Genomic DNA, 17914 nt, shown 5'->3' with positions numbered 1-17914 from the left:
TTTTGCAATATTATCGAGCAGCAGTTTTGAAAAGGTCGATATTGTCTAATGCTTTACCCGTTCCAATTGCTACGCAATCTAATGGGTCTTCTGCAACAAGAACTGGCATATTTGTTTCTTCACTAATAACTTTATCTAAGTTACGTAGTAATGCCCCGCCACCTGTTAATACGATACCGCGGTCCATAATATCTGCCGCTAATTCAGGTGGAGTTTTCTCTAACGTATTTTTAACTGATTCTACAATCGCATCTACTGTATCTTTTAATGCATCTGCAATTTCTTCTGGTTGAATTAGTACTGTTTTTGGTAAACCACTTACTAAATCACGACCACGAATTTCCATAGGCTCGATACCTTCTGGCTCACCTGCAGAACCGATTTCTAATTTTAATGCTTCAGCTGTTCTTTCACCGATCATTAAGTTATAGCTTTTCTTAATGTACTGAATAATTGAATCGTCCATATCATCACCAGCAACACGAACTGACTGACTTGTTACAATACCACCTAAAGAAATGATTGCAACTTCTGTTGTACCGCCACCGATATCAACAACCATACTACCAGTCGGTTCCCAAACAGGTAAGTTCGCACCAATTGCTGCTGCAAATGGTTCTTCGATAGGATAAGCATCACGTGCACCCGCTTGACGAGTCGCATCGATTACTGCACGTCTTTCTACAGCTGTAATACCAGATGGCACACATACCATTACGTATGGTTTACGTGAGAAGAATCCATTTGATTTTTGAGCTTGTTGAATATAATATTTCATCATTGTTGCTGTTGTTTCATAATCAGCAATTACACCGTCTTTCATCGGGCGAAGTGCCACAACGTTTCCTGGTGTACGACCAATCATTTGTTTTGCATCGCTACCTACAGCAACGATTTGTTTCGTATCAGTTTGTAACGCTACTACTGAAGGTTCACGTAAAACTACACCTTTTCCTTTTACATATACAAGCGTGTTCGCAGTTCCTAAATCTATTCCAAGATCGCGAGTAAAGCCACCAAATCCAAACATATTATTTATCTTCCTTTCTTGTTTTCACGGACTCATTTTTTCTTACTTTATATGATAAAAACAGTACGTTTTTTATATCTGTATCCTTTTTGCAGATAATTTTCTACAAAAAACTCATAAATCACATTATAAAACAAAATAAGTAAAAAGCATAGTCTTAAATATGACCTTTTTCCTTTAAACTCACGAATTTATGGTCACCTATTATAATATGATCAAGCACTTCAATTCCGATAATTCGGCCGCATTCTACTAAACGTTTTGTTACTTCAATATCTTCTCGGCTCGGCGTAGGATCGCCTGAGGGATGGTTATGAAGACAGATGATAGAGGCTGCTGCACGACGGAACGCTTCTTTAAAAACTTCCCTTGGGTGTACAATTGATGTGTTTAAACTTCCAATAAAAATCGTTTGCCTATGTATAACTTGATTTTTTGTGTTCAAATATAAACACACAAAATGCTCCTGCTGCAGGAAACGCATTTCTTCCATCATATACTTCGCGCAATCTTCTGGGCTTCGAATGCTATATCTATTTTGATATTCTAAACGCACCATTCTTCTCCCTAGTTCAAAGGCTGCCATAAGCTGAGACGCCTTTGCAATCCCGACACCATGTATACTAACTAGCTCTTCTAACGTTGCATCTTTCAACATACGTAAGCCATCAAAGTGATGCAAAATTTTATCTGATAACTTTAAAACCGTTTCTTCTTTAGAACCTGTTCTAAGTAACACTGCAAGGAGCTCTCGATTTGACAGACTTTCAGCTCCTTCTAATAATAAACGCTCCCGTGGCTGCTCTTCCCTGACAACATCACGAATACCGTTCATCTCTCCACCCCTTTATTTGTTCTCTCAAAGAAAACCCCATGCAATTTTACGCATGGGTTACATCAATATTAAATTGCTTCAATTCCCGAACAAGGCGTGCAATCGGTAAGCCAACTACGCTGTAGTAGTCCCCTTGAATATGTTGAACAAAAATAGACCCTTTACCTTGAATTCCATAACTTCCTGCTTTATCGAGAGGTTCCTTTGATGCAACGTATGTATCAATTTCTTCTTCTGTTAATTCCCAAAACGTAACTTCTGTACGCTCATAAAAAGTAACAGTTTTTTCTTTCGCTATAATTGCAACACCAGTATACACTTCATGTGCTTTCCCTGATAATAATTGTAACATTTCTTTCGCCTCAGCCTCACTTGAAGGCTTTCCAAGAATACGTGACTCATATGTAACAATTGTGTCTGCACCTAACACAATGTGATCACTATTCGTTTCTGCTACCGCAGATGCTTTTTGCAGAGCAAGGGACATAACAATATCAGAAGGCGATGAATACGCACCAATCGTTTCTTCAACTTCACTTACAACGATTTCAAATGGCACACCAGCTAATTCAAGCAATTCCTTCCTCCGAGGCGATCCTGAAGCTAAAATAATTTTTCTCATATTTTCTCCTTCCTTTCTCATATGAAGCAGAACAATTTACATCAATCGTATCAAAGGAATAGTTTGCCCACAAATGAAAGAAATATCATTTTCCCTGGACAAAATAATATTTCTTTATTGAATACGATTATATTCCGACCATAGAGAAAGCACTTTGCTCTAAATTCAAAAGAAAAGAAAGAAGCACCTATACTTCTTCCTTCGCCATCTCATTATCCTATCATTTCACTTTTTGTGAAACAATTTTTTCATACGAAAGTATACCATCAATAATAACTTGATTTAATTTCGTCAAAGATTCCTTATCACCTTTCCCTTCTTTCACTGTTTGTACAGCTACTGACGTATACATATACAGTTTCTTTGCTTCTTCCTGCTTCATACTTTTCCCTTCTTTTTCAATTGCTGTCCATTCTTTTTCAATCACACCTATATCTTTTTCATTACTTTTTCCGCTAGCTTGTACGCTAGAAACATATTTTATTAAATGATTATATAATGGCTGCACTTTTGTTAAAAACGCTCCTACTTCTTTATCATCTTTAAGTAACGCTTTATCTGTTATATCCCAGTTCTTTTTCAAAACGGAGACACCATCATTTTTATACTGAGTCATTAATTGATTTACGGCCTGTTCATCGCTAGCAATACCAACAACTAATGCATACTTATCGCCGCTCGGTTTCAAAGCTGCAATACCCCCATTAGCTTTCCATTCTTCAAGAGCGGCCTGTCCCTTTTCTTCAGAAGAGTAAAGCCCTCCTTGAACAAAAAATAATTTCATCGGATCTAATGACGTTCCTACCTGTGCTTTTTGTTTTTCCTCTTTTGGTCCTGGTGTTTGTTCTGCCGTTCCACCCACCTTTGATTCTTCATTCCCGGTCTGCTTTGAAGTTACTTCACTTCCCCCTGCCGTACCTTGCTTGGTGACATGCAGCATTCCCATTCCAAGCGCCGTACCCATAACAATAGCAGTAGCAACAATTATAATTAATCTATTACTCCACTTCTTTCGATACTTTTTCATAGATATCGATTTCGCTTTTTGAAACGGAACGACGTTTTTCGGTCTCTCACTTTCTACTACCATCCAGTCAAATTCATCTTTCTTCTTTTCCTCATACTTTGCTTCTGTTCCATTCACTTTCACTGAGATCGTTCGTGATTGCTTGTCCATACACTCACACCTCACCTCTTATCGTTGTCCGAATCATATCATATTCATTTCACAAAAAAACGAGATATTTGTCAGAGGAATTCGCCAAATTACCCTATATTATTATCTTATATGTATGCATTTGACTTCATTTGTAGAACAAAAAAACTAGATAGTAAATACTATCTAGTTTTTTTCGCGAATATACTTTCGAACCTCAGAAATGAAATACAGAGAACCTGTTATGATGAAAACATCATTTTCTCCTATCATTTCCATCTTCGTATCAATTGCCTCTTTCCAATTCTCGAAAACTAATTTTGACTCTTTTTGTGAATATGATGCAAGCTTTTCAGCAGAAATAGCACGATCAAAAGCAAACGTTGTAAAAATAATTTCATCAGAAATAGTTTCTAATTGACCTACCATGTTATGCAGTTGTTTATCACCAAGAGCTGTAAATAAAACGATTACGTTTTTATCTTTATAATGTGAGTCTACTGTTTTCACAAGACTTTCGATACCTTCTGGATTATGAGCACCATCTATAATAATATCTGGATTGCTTTGCAGTTTTTCAAAGCGCCCAACCCAATACGCTTCCTGTAATCCACTTCTTATTTCCTCTTCCTCAATTAAAAATGATAAGTATGTTTTTACATACATGACTGCCATAAGCGCTAGCGCTGCATTTCCTACTTGATGACTACCTTTCATTGAGATTCGCACCTCTTCAAACGCGACGAAAGGACAAGTAAAATCAAATTGTTCTCCATCTGCACTAGACTGTTTATGTAACGCTGTAAAATGTGTGCCAATCTCGTATAAGTTTGCATGATTTTCCTTCGCAACCTTTTGAATGACTTGCAACGCTTCCTCATTTTGCACACCTGTAATTACCGGAACACCAGACTTAATAATTCCTGCCTTTTCATATGCAATTTCTCCTAGTGTATTCCCTAAAATATGCATATGATCGTGACCGATATTCGTAATAATTGTTAAAACAGGGTGAATGACATTGGTAGAGTCAAAGCGCCCTCCAAGACCTGTTTCAAATAAAACAACATCACAGAAATTGACTTTACCGAAATAACAAATTGCCATAACAGTAATAATTTCAAACTCAGTCGCTTCCCCTAAATCCGTCTCGTCTAGTTTTTCAACGACTGGCTTTACCATCTTTACAAGTTCAGTAATCTCTTCATCTGCAATTGGTGTTCCGTTCACACTAATACGCTCATTAAATGTTTCGATATAAGGAGAGGTAAACGTTCCTACCTTATATTTCGCGCCTTCTAGCATATAGCGCATATATGTTAAAGTTGAACCTTTTCCATTCGTACCAGCAAGATGAACACATTTTATGTGACGCTCTGGATTTCCGAGTTCTTCTAACATCCATCGCATTCTTTCTAATCCTGGTTTAATTCCAAACTTCAATCGGCTATGAATCCATCCTATCGCTTCTTCGTATGTATGTATCACGTATGCTTTTCCCCTTTCAAAAGACAACCTTCATACTTCTATTATACGCAAAGAAAAGAGACTCACCAATATAGTGAGTCTCTAAAAAATATTTTTATTTCTCAAGATCTGCTAGACGTTGGCGAACTGCTTCGCGTTTTTCTAAGTAATCTTGCTCTTTCGCACGCTCTCCTTCAATAACTGCTGCAGGAGCTTTCGCTACGAAACCTTGGTTTGAAAGTTTCTTCTGTACACGTTCTACTTCTTTATCAAACTTCTCAAGTTCTTTCTCAAGACGAGCTCTCTCTTCATCAAGATTGATAAGATCAGCTAACGGTAAGAATAACTCTGCACCCGATACGATTGCAGTCATTGCTTTTTCTGGCGCTTGTAAATCCGTTTGAATTGTTAATTCGCTCGGGTTACAGAAACGCTCAATGTAAGAGCTGTTTTTCGTAAGTTGAGCAAGTACAGTCTCATCTTTTGCTTTAATTTGCATTTGAACTTTTTTGCTCATTGGCGTATTTACTTCGGCACGGATGTTACGAACAGAGCGAATAATATCAACTAGAAGGTGCATTTCTGCTGCCGCTTCTGTATCTTGTAAATCTTCGCGAACTGTTGGCCACGCTGCTACTGTAATAGATTCGCCTTCGTGCGGTAAATGTTGCCAAATTTTCTCTGTTACGAATGGCATGAATGGATGTAATAGACGCATTGTTTGGTCTAATACGTAAGCTAAAATAGAACGAGTTGTTTTCTTAGCCGCTTCATCTTCACCGTATAATGGAAGTTTCGCCATTTCAATGTACCAGTCACAGAAATCATCCCAAATGAAGTTGTATAATGAACGACCAGCTTCACCGAACTCATATTTATCCATGTTACGTGTTACACTTTCGATTGTTTCATTTAAGCGAGTTAAAATCCACTTATCTGCAACTGATTTTTCACCAGTTAAATCGATTTCTTCATACTTCATATCATCCATGTTCATTAATACGAAACGTGATGCGTTCCAAATTTTATTAATGAAGTTCCAAGTAGATTCTACTTTTTCCATGCTGAAACGTAAATCTTGGCCTGGTGCACTTCCTGTTGATAAGAAGTAACGCATTGCATCTGCACCATACTTCTCGATAACATCCATCGGGTCGATACCGTTACCAAGAGATTTACTCATTTTACGTCCTTGCTCATCACGAACTAAACCGTGAATTAATACATCTTTAAATGGGCGCTCGCCTGTAAACTCTAAACCTTGGAAAATCATACGAGATACCCAGAAGAAGATAATGTCGTAACCAGTTACTAATGCATCCGTTGAGTAGTAACGTTTAAAGTCTGCTGAATCTTCATTTGGCCAACCAAGTGTTGAGAACGGCCATAATGCTGAGCTGAACCATGTATCAAGTACATCATTATCTTGATTCCAGTTTTCAATATCCGCTGGTGCTTCTGTACCTACGTATACTTCACCAGTTTCTTTATGATACCAAGCTGGAATGCGGTGTCCCCACCATAACTGACGAGAAATACACCAGTCATGAATGTTTTCCATCCAGCGTAAGTATGTGTTTTCAAAACGCTCTGGTACGAACGTTACTTTTTCTTCTTCTTTTTGTTGTAGCTCTACTGCCTTTTCAGCAAGTGGCGCCATTTTTACGAACCATTGTGTTGATAAGTAAGGCTCAACAACTGCACCGCTACGCTCACTATGACCTACTGAATGCATATGAGGCTCGATTTCTACTAATACGCCAGCTTCTTGTAAGTCTTTCACTAATTCTTTACGACATTCGAAACGATCCATACCGTTATACTTACCAGCTTTTTCATTCATCGTTCCATCTTCGTTCATTACTAAGATGCGTGGTAAGTCATGACGGTTACCTACTTCAAAGTCATTCGGGTCATGAGCTGGTGTAATTTTTACAACGCCTGTTCCGAAGTCTTTTTCTACGTACTCATCAGCGATAATCGGAATCTCACGGCCTACGATTGGAAGCGTAACTGTTTTTCCGATTAAGTGTTTGTAACGATCATCTTCTGGATGAACTGCTACTGCTGTATCACCAAGCATCGTTTCTGGACGAGTAGTTGCAAGACGAATGTGACCAGAACCATCTGTTAATGGATAGTTCATATGGTAGAATGCACCTTGAACTTCTTTATGAATTACTTCAATATCAGAAAGAGCTGTACGTGTTGCTGGATCCCAGTTGATAATATATTCACCACGGTAAATTAAGCCTTTTTCGTATAATTGAACGAATACTTTATTAACCGCATCAGATAAACCTTCGTCTAATGTGAAACGTTCACGAGAATAGTCTAGTCCTAAACCAACTTTTCCCCATTGTTGACGAATGTGAGAAGCGTATTCTTCTTTCCATTCCCAAGCTTTTTCAAGGAATTTTTCACGGCCAAGATCGTAACGTGAAATACCTTCTTCACGAAGTTTCCCTTCTACTTTCGCTTGTGTTGCAATACCCGCATGGTCCATTCCTGGAAGCCATAATACATCGTAACCTTGCATACGCTTCGTACGAGTTAAAATATCTTGAAGAGTCGTATCCCAAGCATGACCTAAGTGTAACTTACCAGTTACGTTCGGAGGTGGAATTACAATTGTATATGGTTGTTTCTTCTCATCTCCTGTTGCTTCAAAATATTTGCCTTCAAGCCACCATTGGTACAGGCCTTCTTCAACGGACATATGATCATATTTAGTTGGTAAATTCTTTTCCGTGTTTGACATTATTTTCCCTCCTTAAAATAAAAAATGCCCCTCATCCAAAAAAGGACGAGGGACATCGCGGTACCACCTTTATTTACAAACAAATTCAGAATTTGCTTATACTCTTAATTTGATAACGGACAAATCCGTCTTTTCCTAATGAGAACTATTCCGTTCAGAAAAGATGCTCCAGGGCTACCTTCTAACATAACTATCTAGAGAATCTCCCAGCTAATGATTCTCCTCTCTGAAGACGTTTCATGTTATACTCTTCCCCTTCAAGGCATTTATATGATTGTTAATTATTATATACAATAGTGTAAAAAACGAAACCTTATTCGTCAAGATAAATTTAATACTACCACTTTCGGGCGAATACAAAAAAAGAAGATAAGTAGCACCCTCTACTTATCTTCTTATCCGTTCCCTTGCTGGGCAGCTTGTAATTGTGACAGGAAATATTCTATATTGCTAACGAGCCAATGCGATTGTTGCAAACTCTTTACTCCGCGAATTTCATTTTCCTCATTGCGATTCTCTCTTCTTTTCTTATAAGACTGGATTTGCCGAATAAATTGCGATGGATACGTCATATAAGCAAACATGAGAAGTTGTTCTTCTTTCGTAAACGGGAAGTTTTTTTGGTACATTTGATACCATTCAAACCGATCACTTCGCGCAATTGGGTATGTGTTTAAAGACCGAGAATAAAAGCCTACAATATCTTGCACAGGCGTTGCAAACTTTGATTTTTCTAAACTAATAAAATAGCCATTCCGCTCATAGTCAAATAAAAAATGATTCAGTGACACGTTACCATGTACAAACGTAATGCGTGTTTTTTCTTTTTCTTTCATCGCATCGTTCCACTCATTTAATTGCTTCGTTGCAAATTCCCGCGCCCTCATTACATGATGATAGTACGTACAATATTGTAATTCAAACGGAGACATATACCACTTCGCTTCAGACTCTACAAGAAACTCTTCTAGCATCTCACCATCATTTTCCCAACGCTCGGATATATTCGTATAATGCTTTTCTAAATCCTCTTCTGTATACGTTTCTTCTTTTACCGTTTTTTGATGCAACGTTCCAAGTGTCTGAAACATTTTATGGTATTGATCATTATCCTCTCCGTTTCCTTCCGCACGCTCTAACCAAGGCATTAAATAATAATTATACGTCCCGTCACTTAAAATATAATTCCCATCCGTCGCATGGTATATAGGTACATAATTTGAAAAACCTTTCTCTTTCAAATATTGAATATGATGCAGAAAATTATTTCGCTCTAATTTTCTATCTTCTATTTTTTTGAGCGCATATGGACCTTGATTCGTGTAAATTTTCGTTACACTTCCGTGCTCTTCCATATGCTGCGTATCCAATCTATATTGCCTTACAATGGGTTCATAACGATTTCGTAATTCAATATCCATACGAATAACCCTTTCTATTCAAAGCATAACCTCTAGGAAAATAAGGGGAAACTCTTCCCCCTTATTTTGCCTTCGCTCTTGAAACCGGAATATAAATAATTTGTCCCTCAGTTAAATATATATCTTCTGTTTGGTTGACACGGTACAAGTTCTGTACAGACGTTTCATAACGTTCTGCAACAGATTCGATTGTATCTCCTTCTTGCACGAAATACATTCTTAACTTTGTAAATTCTTCTTCCGGTTCTTTCGTAAATAATTTCGTTAAATAAAGTGCATTCTCATCTCTCTGTGAGTACACTTCTTCTTGCTCTTCCTGCTTTTTCGCTTTTTCTTTCTTGAAATCTTTTCGTCCGAACAATTCAAATTGCGGCGTTATTTCTTTCTCCTCTTCACGCCCTGCAAATTCATGTTCTTCTATTTCCTCTTCCTCTACTTCTTGCTCTTTTCTTTCTTCTAGCTGGAACGGTTCAAATGCATAATCTTCCCACTCATCCGATTCCTTATAGGCTGGTTCTTCTACATGCGGCGTAGGTCTATTTTCCTCCTCTTGTGCTGTATCATCTTCTTCTAACTCCGCATACACCGGTTCTTCCTCTTCATCCTCGATTCTTTCCTCATCACATAAACCTGTAATAGATATATCCGCTAGTAATTGTAAGCAACCATTTTCCTTTAATTCATAATCAAATTCCTCGATTGATACAAATAGTTCTTCAATTACTTTCACCCGGTTTCTTGGTATTGATATTTCAAGCGGGAAGGAATGAACAAGTTCATTAACCCCATCTTCCCTTGTTTCTACATAATCAATTGACTTTGCTGGCGATAGTTCTCTTAATGAATAAGCTGAATCATCTTGCCGTGCGACATACTCTCCCGTTAAATCTAATTGCCCTCTCACGATAACTTCATGATCAAGCTCTTCTATTTCAACGTCTGGATCTAACGAAATTGACAAAAGTTCTTCGACTTCCTGTCCTTTTTGGAACCAAACAGATTCTTTTAATGAGAATCGTAATGAATGATCTGTTGTCACTTCTTTTCCCCCTCCCAAACTATATGTCATTACAGATTTATGTTTCGAAAGCCTACTTTATGAATAAAAAAATCGCTCCCCTTATGGAGAGCGATTTTCTTTCATACATTATGCTTTTAATTTTGACATTGCAATTTCAGCCGCTGCAATCGTCGCTTCAATATCAGCATCACTATGCGCTGTCGATAAGAATAACCCTTCGAATTGAGATGGCGGTAAGAATACACCTTGTTCTACCATTTCACGATAGTAAGCTGCAAAGAATTGTAAGTTTGAAGATTTTGCTGCCTCATAATTAATAACTGGCTCATCTGTAAAGAAAATACCAATCATAGAACCCGCACGATTAATATGATGAGGAATGCCATGTTTTTCCGCCGCTTTACGTAATCCAGCTTCTAACATTTCGGCTTTACGCTCAAATTCTACATATGATTCTGGCGTTAACTGTACTAACGTTTCATAACCTGCTGCCATTGCAAGTGGATTACCTGATAAAGTACCAGCTTGGTAAATCGGTCCGCTCGGTGCAACTTGGCGCATAATTTCTGCTTTACCACCGTATGCTCCTACCGGTAAGCCACCACCGATTACTTTACCTAAACAAGTTAAATCAGGTGTTACACCGTAGTAACCTTGTCCACAATTGTAAGCAACTCGGAATCCTGTCATTACTTCATCAAAAATAAGTAATGAACCGTTTTGCTCTGTCACTTCACGAAGTCCTTCTAAAAATCCTGGCTGAGGAGGAACAACGCCCATATTTCCTGCCACTGGTTCTACAATTACACAAGCAATATCATCACCAAATTGTTCGAAAGCGTATTTCACACTTTCTAAATCGTTATACGCTACTGTAATCGTATTTTGTGCTACACCTTCTGGTACACCAGGGCTATCTGGTAAACCTAGTGTCGCCACACCAGAACCCGCTTTAATTAATAACGAATCTCCATGACCGTGGTAGCAGCCGATGAATTTCAAAATCTTATTACGACCTGTATAACCACGAGCTAAACGTAGCGCACTCATTGTCGCCTCTGTTCCAGAGTTAACCATACGTACAATCTCAATTGATGGTACGCGCTCAATAACAAGTTTCGCTAATTTATTTTCAATTTCTGTTGGTGCACCGAAGCTTGTCCCTCTTTCAGCAACAGATTTTAACGCTTCAACAACTTGATCATTTGCATGACCATGAATTAAAGGTCCCCATGATAATACGTAATCGATGTATTCATTTCCATCGATATCATATACTTTAGAACCTTTTCCGCGCTCCATAAATAACGGATTCATACCGACAGATTTAAAAGCACGAACAGGGCTGTTTACGCCGCCCGGCATTAAATCTTGAGCTTCTTCAAACGCCGCAATCGACTTATCAAACTTTTTCATTATTTAGCGCCTCCTTCTTGTAACCATCTTGCTGCATCCTTCGCATGATACGTAATAATTAAATCTGCTCCTGCGCGTTTCATGCTAATTAACTTTTCAAGTACAACTTCTTTTTCATTAATCCAACCATTTTGCGCTGCCGCTTTGATCATCGAATATTCACCACTCACGTTATAAGCAACCACTGGTAAGTTAAAGTTATTTTTCACATCACGAACGATATCTAAGTAAGAAAGAGCTGGCTTTACAATTAAGAAGTCTGCCCCTTCCATTACATCTGATTCTGCTTCACGGAATGCTTCCATACGGTTTGCTGGGTCCATTTGATATGTTTTACGGTCACCAAATTGCGGTGCACCGTGCGCAGCATCACGGAATGGTCCATAAAACGCTGATGAATACTTCACAGCATATGACATAACTGGTACGTGTCCAAAACCATTTTCATCTAATGCATGACGAATTGCTGTTACGAATCCGTCCATCATGTTTGATGGCGCAATAATGTCCGCTCCTGCTTTCGCTTGGCTTACAGCTGTTTTCGCAAGAACTGCAAGAGACTCATCATTTAAAATAATCCCATCTTCAATTACACCGCAATGACCGTGACTTGTGAATTGACATAAACATGTATCCGCAACTACTACTAATTCAGGGAACTCACCTTTAATTTGCTTAATTGCACGTTGTACAATTCCGTGATCACAATATGCTGATGATCCAACTTCATCCTTTTCAGCAGGTAAACCAAATACAATAACAGAACGAATACCTAAATCAACAACTTCTTGCATTTCAGCTTGCAATAAATCTAAAGACATTTGATATACGCCTGGCATAGAAGGAACTTCATTGCGAACATTTTCACCTTCTAATACAAAAATAGGGTAAATAAAATCTTCCGTATGTAAAAACGTTTCACGCACAAGCGCACGCATATTACCGCTTTGTCTTAAGCGACGATGACGATTAAATTGTAAAGAGTTCATAGATTTCTATCCCCATTCTTTTATTTTATAGATTCACAAATGCATTGTAGCAATGCTTCTACAGTGTACTCTTTCGGCACAATAACATGCGGAAAATAAAGACTCGCCTCTTTTTCCGTAATAGGACCTATACAAGCAATTGTACATTTTTTTGTCCATTCTCTCCAGTTTGTGCCCTCAAGTAAACGAACAAAGCTAGTAACAGTTGAAGGACTCGTAAATGTAATAATGTCAACTTTCCCTACTTCTAATGCTTCTATAAGCGCTCGCTTTTTCTCTACATTTTCTTTCGTACCATATACGATTAATTCATCTAGAGAAATACCAATTCCTCGAAGTGTAACTGGAATTACATCCCGTGCTAAATTCCCTTTCGGAAATAAAATACGCTCGTTTCCACTTAGTTTTTTGATAAACTCTTCTGCAAATACTTCTGCAACAAATGATGTTGGTACAAAGTCTACTTTATAACCTCGTTTTTCTAACTCTAGCTTTGTTTTCACACCGACAGCAGCAATTTTAATCGCTGCTGGGATTTTCTTTCTCAAACTATCTAGAAAAAAAGCTACACCATTTTTACTCGTAAAAATAACCCAGTCATACGAATGTAGTTGCTCTGCTATATGTTGAATTTGCCTAGAAGACATACCTTCCATACGCAAAAGCGGAATTTCCAATGGAATTCCGCTCTTTTCTTTTACCGCCACACTCATTTGTTTCGCTTGATGCTGGGCACGTGTAATCAATACCGTTTTACCAGCGAGAGCGTTCATATTTATTGTTGCCCCTTATTTGCAGCAAGAATGAGTTCTTTTGCGCCTTGTTTAATTAAACGGTCCGCCGCCTCTAATCCTACTTCCACTGGATCAGTGCCTGCTACTGTCTCTTTCAATAAAACAGAGCCATCCATAGAACCGACAAGAGCTGTTAATTCAATTGCATCGTTTTCTGTAAGCGTTGCGTATCCAGCGATTGGAACTTGGCATCCACCTTCAAGTTTATGAAGAAATACTCGCTCTGCTGCTACTGTTCTCTCTGTTACGGCATCATTCATATGCGCTAACAACTGCAGTAAATCCTTATCGTCCTCACGACATTCAATCGCTAATGCCCCTTGCCCTACAGCTGGTACACATAGCGTTTCATCTAAATGTTCTGTAATAACTTCCCCGTCCCAGCCCATTCTCTGTAATCCAGCTGTCGCTAAAATAATTGCATCGTAATCTTCATCTTTTAACTTACGTAAGCGTGTATCAATATTTCCACGAATCCACTTCACTTGTAAATCTGGTCTCGCGGCTAACAATTGTGCACTACGTCTCAAACTACTCGTCCCTAAAATCGCACCCTCTGCTAAGTCTTTAAATGATTCTCCATTTTTAGAAATAAAAGCATCGCGAGGGTCAACACGCTTTGGTGTACAACCGATCATCAATCCTTCTGGAAGTACGGCTGGCATATCTTTCATACTATGTACAGCCATATCGATTTCTTTCGTAAGTAACGCATGTTCAATTTCCTTTACAAATAAACCTTTTCCGCCTACTTTTGAAAGCGTAACATCTAAAATAACATCACCTTTTGTGACGATTTCTTTCACTTCAAATTCATATGGTAAGCCTAGCGCTTTTAACTGATCGATAAACCAATTTGTTTGTGTTAATGCTAGTTTACTCTTTCGTGAACCTACAATAATTTTGCGCATAATTCTCTCTCCTCATTATAAATACCAAAAGTGGAAATTAGATAAACTACTTAATAGAAAAATGTTAACTAGCATTACGAGAAATGCCCCGATATTCCACAGTACAATTTTCTTCCCTTGCAACACGTCTGCCGCTCGTAAATATAAACCTGCGCAATATACAAATAAAACGACAAAAGATCCGATTACTTTCGTATCATACCAATGAAAATTGTCCAATTTTGTATATCCCCATATGCATCCTAATAAAATCGCTAATAAGAAAAACGGAACAGAAAATAAATTTAATCCGTAAGACGTAGATTCGAGCTTTGGTAAATTCCCTAACCTTCTTAATCTCGCATTCCACTTTTTCTTTTTTAATAGGCGATATTGCAATAAATACATAATAGAAAAAATAAACGATACAGTAAACGTGGCATAAGAAGTAATAGCCATACCGACATGCACGTATACAAGTTCTGAAACTAATTGCTCTGCAAGTACTGGCGACATCTTTCCGAGCGGTGTAAAAATAGAAAAAGCGCTTACGCCAAATGCTACAACATTTGTAAAAAAGACTAAAAAGTCCACGCGCATAAATCGGTTAATGACTAACGACATCGTAATCAATAACCAAACATAAAAATAAATCCCTGATAATAAAGTTAAAATAGGGTTTGTTTCTGAATCTGTAGCCCGAAGCAGCATAAAAATAGACTGCAGAACCCATACAATCGAAAGTAACCAAAAAGCAAATCGGTTCGCCTTTCGGTTACTTTGGAAATAATCTATAAAATATAAGCTAATGCTGCAAGCATATAAAATAATTGCAATATGATAAATAATGCTGTTATTTAAAAAACTCATCCGATCATCCTTCCAAATTATAAAGATGGAACGGATGGTGTCCACGCTCTTTTATGTTTTACTTCTTCCGCACGACTCTCTACTTCTTCCATTTCTAAATCAAAAATCTTTGCAAATAAAGCGAGTTTTTCTGTCGCCCCATCTTCAGCAGCTATTTCTTTCGCTACTAGAATTGGGTCTTTTAATAATTGGTTAATGATACTTTTCGTGTGCTTACTAATTACTTTTTTCTCACGGTCACTAAGATTTGGTATTTTCCTTTCAAGGCTTTCCATCGTTTCACTTTGAATAGCAAGTGCTTTATCACGGAGAGCCGATATTAACGGAACAACGCCAAGTGTACTTAACCACGTTTTAAATAAAACCATTTCCTCTTCAATCATAAATTGAATTTTCTCCGCTTCTTTCAAACGCTCAGCACGGTTTGCTTCAACTACTCCTTGCAAATCATCGATATCATATAAGAAAGAACCTTCTAACTCATCAATTGCAGGATCAATATCACGTGGCACTGCAATATCAACCATAAATAATGGACGACCAGAGCGCATTTTCTCTACCTTTGTCATCATCTCTTTCGTAATGACATACTCCGATGCACCAGTTGAACTAATTAAAATATCTGCTTCTAATAACGCACATTGCAATTCACTTAAAGGTTTTGCATGTCCCATATACTTCTCAGCCATTACTTCCGCTTTCGATAGCGTTCTATTCATGACAGTTACTTTACGAGCGCCACTTCCGTATAAGTTTTGCAGCGCAAGTTCACCCATTTTACCAGCACCAAGAATAAGCACATGACAGTCTGTTAACTCACCAAATATTTTCTTTCCGAGCTCAACAGCAGCATAACTAACAGACATCGCACTTTCACCAATTGTCGTTTCTGAGTGCGCACGTTTTGCTAACGTAACCACTTGCTTAAACAATTCATTAAAAATTGTGCCTGTTGTTTTCACTTGTTGCGCTTCTAAAAAGCTATCTTTTATTTGACCTAAAATCTGCGTCTCTCCAACTACCATAGAATCTAAACCGCACGTTACGCGGAATAAATGATCTACTGCACCATCTTGTTCAAAAATAGTTAAATATGGTGCAACCTCTTCTATCTCAAGCTGAAACCAATCAGCTAAAAATTTCTTAATATAATACCGTCCCGTGTGTAATTGATCGACAACAGCATAAATCTCAGTGCGATTACAAGTTGATACAATGACATTCTCTAACACGCTCTTTTGATTTTGTAATGTAGTCATTGCTTGCTCTAGCTCTGCTGCCTGAAATGTGAGTTTCTCACGAAATTCTACAGGGGCTGTTCGATAATTTACACTAACAACAAGAATATGCACGCAGCATGTCCCCCTTCACCCGTTTTATCACTTTATCTACTATCATAATACAACTTTCCTCTTATGAATCTGACAATCGTGTGAACAACTGGTTATTTTTTAATTATTCTCCGTATGTAATGAAGGAGATTCCATAAAACTAATAAAAGGCTTCCTACTTTATAATGATTATAAATTAACAACTCTATTTGTACGTTACCAAAAAAAGTCCTCATAATCAAGTGATGGAAACTATTCCATATTCATTATAACATCATCTTTTCTATCTTCTTTCATCATGCAGGAAAATATGTATGATTGTTCCAAAATGTAGCACTCACTTTCCAAGTACAATGTATTTGACATTGTGTTTCTTTTTCGTTATATTGATTTTACAAAATTAAATTGTGCACAACTTAATTAGAAAGGAGTTATGTATGACAGAGGACTCTTTGCATCTAGATAACCAACTTTGCTTTTCTATTTACGCTTGTTCTAGAGAGGTTACTCGTTTTTATCGACCATATTTAGAAGAAATGGGTATTACGTATCCCCAGTACATTACTTTACTCGTACTATGGGAGCAAGATGGACTAACAGTAAAAGAAATTGGAGAACGTCTATTTTTAGATTCTGGTACGTTAACACCTATGTTAAAACGAATGGAATCATTACAACTTGTAAAACGTGTTCGTTCCAAAGAAGACGAGCGAAAAGTTTGTATTGAATTAACAGAACAAGGTAACGCTTTAAAAGAAAAGGCTTGTTCCTTACCGACAACGATGGCTACAAATTTAGGAATTACTGAGCAAGAATATCGCTCTTTATTAATTCAATTAAATAAACTAATTGAAACAATGAAAACAGTAAATGATAGAAAAGGGGAATAAACATGGATAAACTATATACTGCTTCAGTAACAGCAACAGGTGGAAGAAACGGGAAAGTAATCTCCGATGACGGCATATTAAATCTTGATGTAAAAATGCCAAAAGCACTAGGTGGTGCAGGTGGAGAGGCAACAAATCCTGAACAACTATTTGCTGCTGGTTATGCAGCTTGTTTTGATAGTGCATTACAACTTGTCATTCGTACAAAACGTGTGAAAGTGGAAAGTACAGAAGTAACTGCTCATGTTTCGATTGGAAAAGATGCAGATGGTGGTTTCGGACTATCTGCTGTACTTGATGTACATGTCGCTGGCGTTTCTCATGCCGAAGCACAAGAACTTGTAGAAGCTGCTCACGGTGTATGTCCGTACTCGAAAGCAACGAGAGGAAATATTGAAGTTACATTAAATGTACGCTAGTA

16 protein-coding genes and 1 other annotated feature are annotated in these 17914 nt (G+C 37.8%); of the genes, 2 read left to right on the top strand and 14 right to left on the bottom strand.

Features of this window, described 5'->3' with window-relative positions; translation table 11 throughout:
• Positions 1–10: 10 nt before the first annotated feature.
• The 14 genes from mreB to hemA form a co-directional block, all read right to left on the bottom strand.
• Positions 11–1030: a cell shape-determining protein MreB gene (gene mreB, locus COE49_RS03745; RefSeq protein ID WP_000466737.1), complete on the bottom strand. Its 1020-nt coding sequence runs from the start codon at positions 1028–1030 to the stop codon at positions 11–13.
• Positions 1031–1187: 157 nt separating this feature from the next.
• Positions 1188–1865 (bottom strand): DNA repair protein RadC, encoded by a 678-nt coding sequence (gene radC, locus COE49_RS03740; protein WP_088230703.1) that lies wholly within the window; start codon positions 1863–1865, stop codon positions 1188–1190.
• Positions 1866–1911: 46 nt separating this feature from the next.
• Entirely contained in the window at positions 1912–2487 is a 576-nt protein-coding gene (locus COE49_RS03735; protein ID WP_088230704.1) for a Maf family protein, read from the bottom strand.
• Between the two features lie 220 nt (positions 2488–2707).
• The gene (locus COE49_RS03725) at positions 2708–3664 is read right to left on the bottom strand and encodes a stage II sporulation protein B (protein ID WP_098945709.1); all 957 of its coding nucleotides are present in this window, start codon (positions 3662–3664) and stop codon (positions 2708–2710) included.
• A 165-nt stretch (positions 3665–3829) separates the two neighbouring features.
• Positions 3830–5131, bottom strand: a complete 1302-nt coding sequence (locus tag COE49_RS03720; protein ID WP_088230707.1) for a bifunctional folylpolyglutamate synthase/dihydrofolate synthase — start codon at positions 5129–5131, stop codon at positions 3830–3832.
• A gap of 94 nt (positions 5132–5225) precedes the next feature.
• Positions 5226–7871: a valine--tRNA ligase gene (locus COE49_RS03715; protein WP_088230708.1), complete on the bottom strand. Its 2646-nt coding sequence runs from the start codon at positions 7869–7871 to the stop codon at positions 5226–5228.
• Positions 7872–7909: 38 nt separating this feature from the next.
• Positions 7910–8141, bottom strand: a binding site (T-box leader).
• A gap of 125 nt (positions 8142–8266) precedes the next feature.
• The gene (gene ysxE, locus COE49_RS03710; protein WP_088230709.1) at positions 8267–9292 is read right to left on the bottom strand and encodes a spore coat protein YsxE; all 1026 of its coding nucleotides are present in this window, start codon (positions 9290–9292) and stop codon (positions 8267–8269) included.
• Positions 9293–9353: 61 nt separating this feature from the next.
• The gene (spoVID, locus tag COE49_RS03705) at positions 9354–10361 is read right to left on the bottom strand and encodes a stage VI sporulation protein D (RefSeq protein ID WP_098357521.1); all 1008 of its coding nucleotides are present in this window, start codon (positions 10359–10361) and stop codon (positions 9354–9356) included.
• A gap of 78 nt (positions 10362–10439) precedes the next feature.
• A complete protein-coding gene (hemL, locus tag COE49_RS03700) occupies positions 10440–11729 on the bottom strand; it encodes a glutamate-1-semialdehyde 2,1-aminomutase (RefSeq protein ID WP_098945708.1) in 1290 nt (429 codons plus the stop codon).
• On the bottom strand, positions 11729–12718 hold the full coding sequence (gene hemB, locus COE49_RS03695) for a porphobilinogen synthase (protein ID WP_001087076.1): 990 nt from the start codon (positions 12716–12718) through the stop codon (positions 11729–11731). Before hemB ends, hemL begins: the two co-directional genes overlap by 1 nt.
• Before the next feature lie 20 nt (positions 12719–12738).
• Positions 12739–13491 (bottom strand): uroporphyrinogen-III synthase, encoded by a 753-nt coding sequence (gene hemD, locus COE49_RS03690; RefSeq protein WP_088230712.1) that lies wholly within the window; start codon positions 13489–13491, stop codon positions 12739–12741.
• 2 nt (positions 13492–13493) lie between these two features.
• Complete coding sequence (gene hemC / locus COE49_RS03685) at positions 13494–14423, bottom strand: hydroxymethylbilane synthase (RefSeq protein WP_088230713.1); 930 nt, start codon at positions 14421–14423, stop codon at positions 13494–13496.
• Positions 14424–14438: 15 nt separating this feature from the next.
• The gene (locus COE49_RS03680) at positions 14439–15272 is read right to left on the bottom strand and encodes a cytochrome c biogenesis protein (protein WP_088230714.1); all 834 of its coding nucleotides are present in this window, start codon (positions 15270–15272) and stop codon (positions 14439–14441) included.
• 17 nt (positions 15273–15289) lie between these two features.
• Positions 15290–16624, bottom strand: a complete 1335-nt coding sequence (gene hemA / locus COE49_RS03675) for a glutamyl-tRNA reductase (protein ID WP_088230715.1) — start codon at positions 16622–16624, stop codon at positions 15290–15292.
• Positions 16625–17040: 416 nt separating this feature from the next.
• On the opposite strand from hemA, the gene COE49_RS03670 reads away from it, so the two are divergent.
• On the top strand, positions 17041–17493 hold the full coding sequence (locus tag COE49_RS03670; RefSeq protein ID WP_088230716.1) for a MarR family winged helix-turn-helix transcriptional regulator: 453 nt from the start codon (positions 17041–17043) through the stop codon (positions 17491–17493).
• Positions 17494–17495: 2 nt separating this feature from the next.
• The gene (locus tag COE49_RS03665) at positions 17496–17912 is read left to right on the top strand and encodes an organic hydroperoxide resistance protein (RefSeq protein ID WP_088230717.1); all 417 of its coding nucleotides are present in this window, start codon (positions 17496–17498) and stop codon (positions 17910–17912) included.
• The last annotated feature ends 2 nt before the right edge of the window (positions 17913–17914 follow it).

Source organism: Bacillus sp. AFS029637, assembly GCF_002584985.1.
Classification (GTDB): Bacteria; Bacillota; Bacilli; order Bacillales; family Bacillaceae_G; genus Bacillus_A.
Note: the sequence above shows the minus strand (reverse complement) of the source record. Positions and strands in the feature narration are given on the sequence as shown.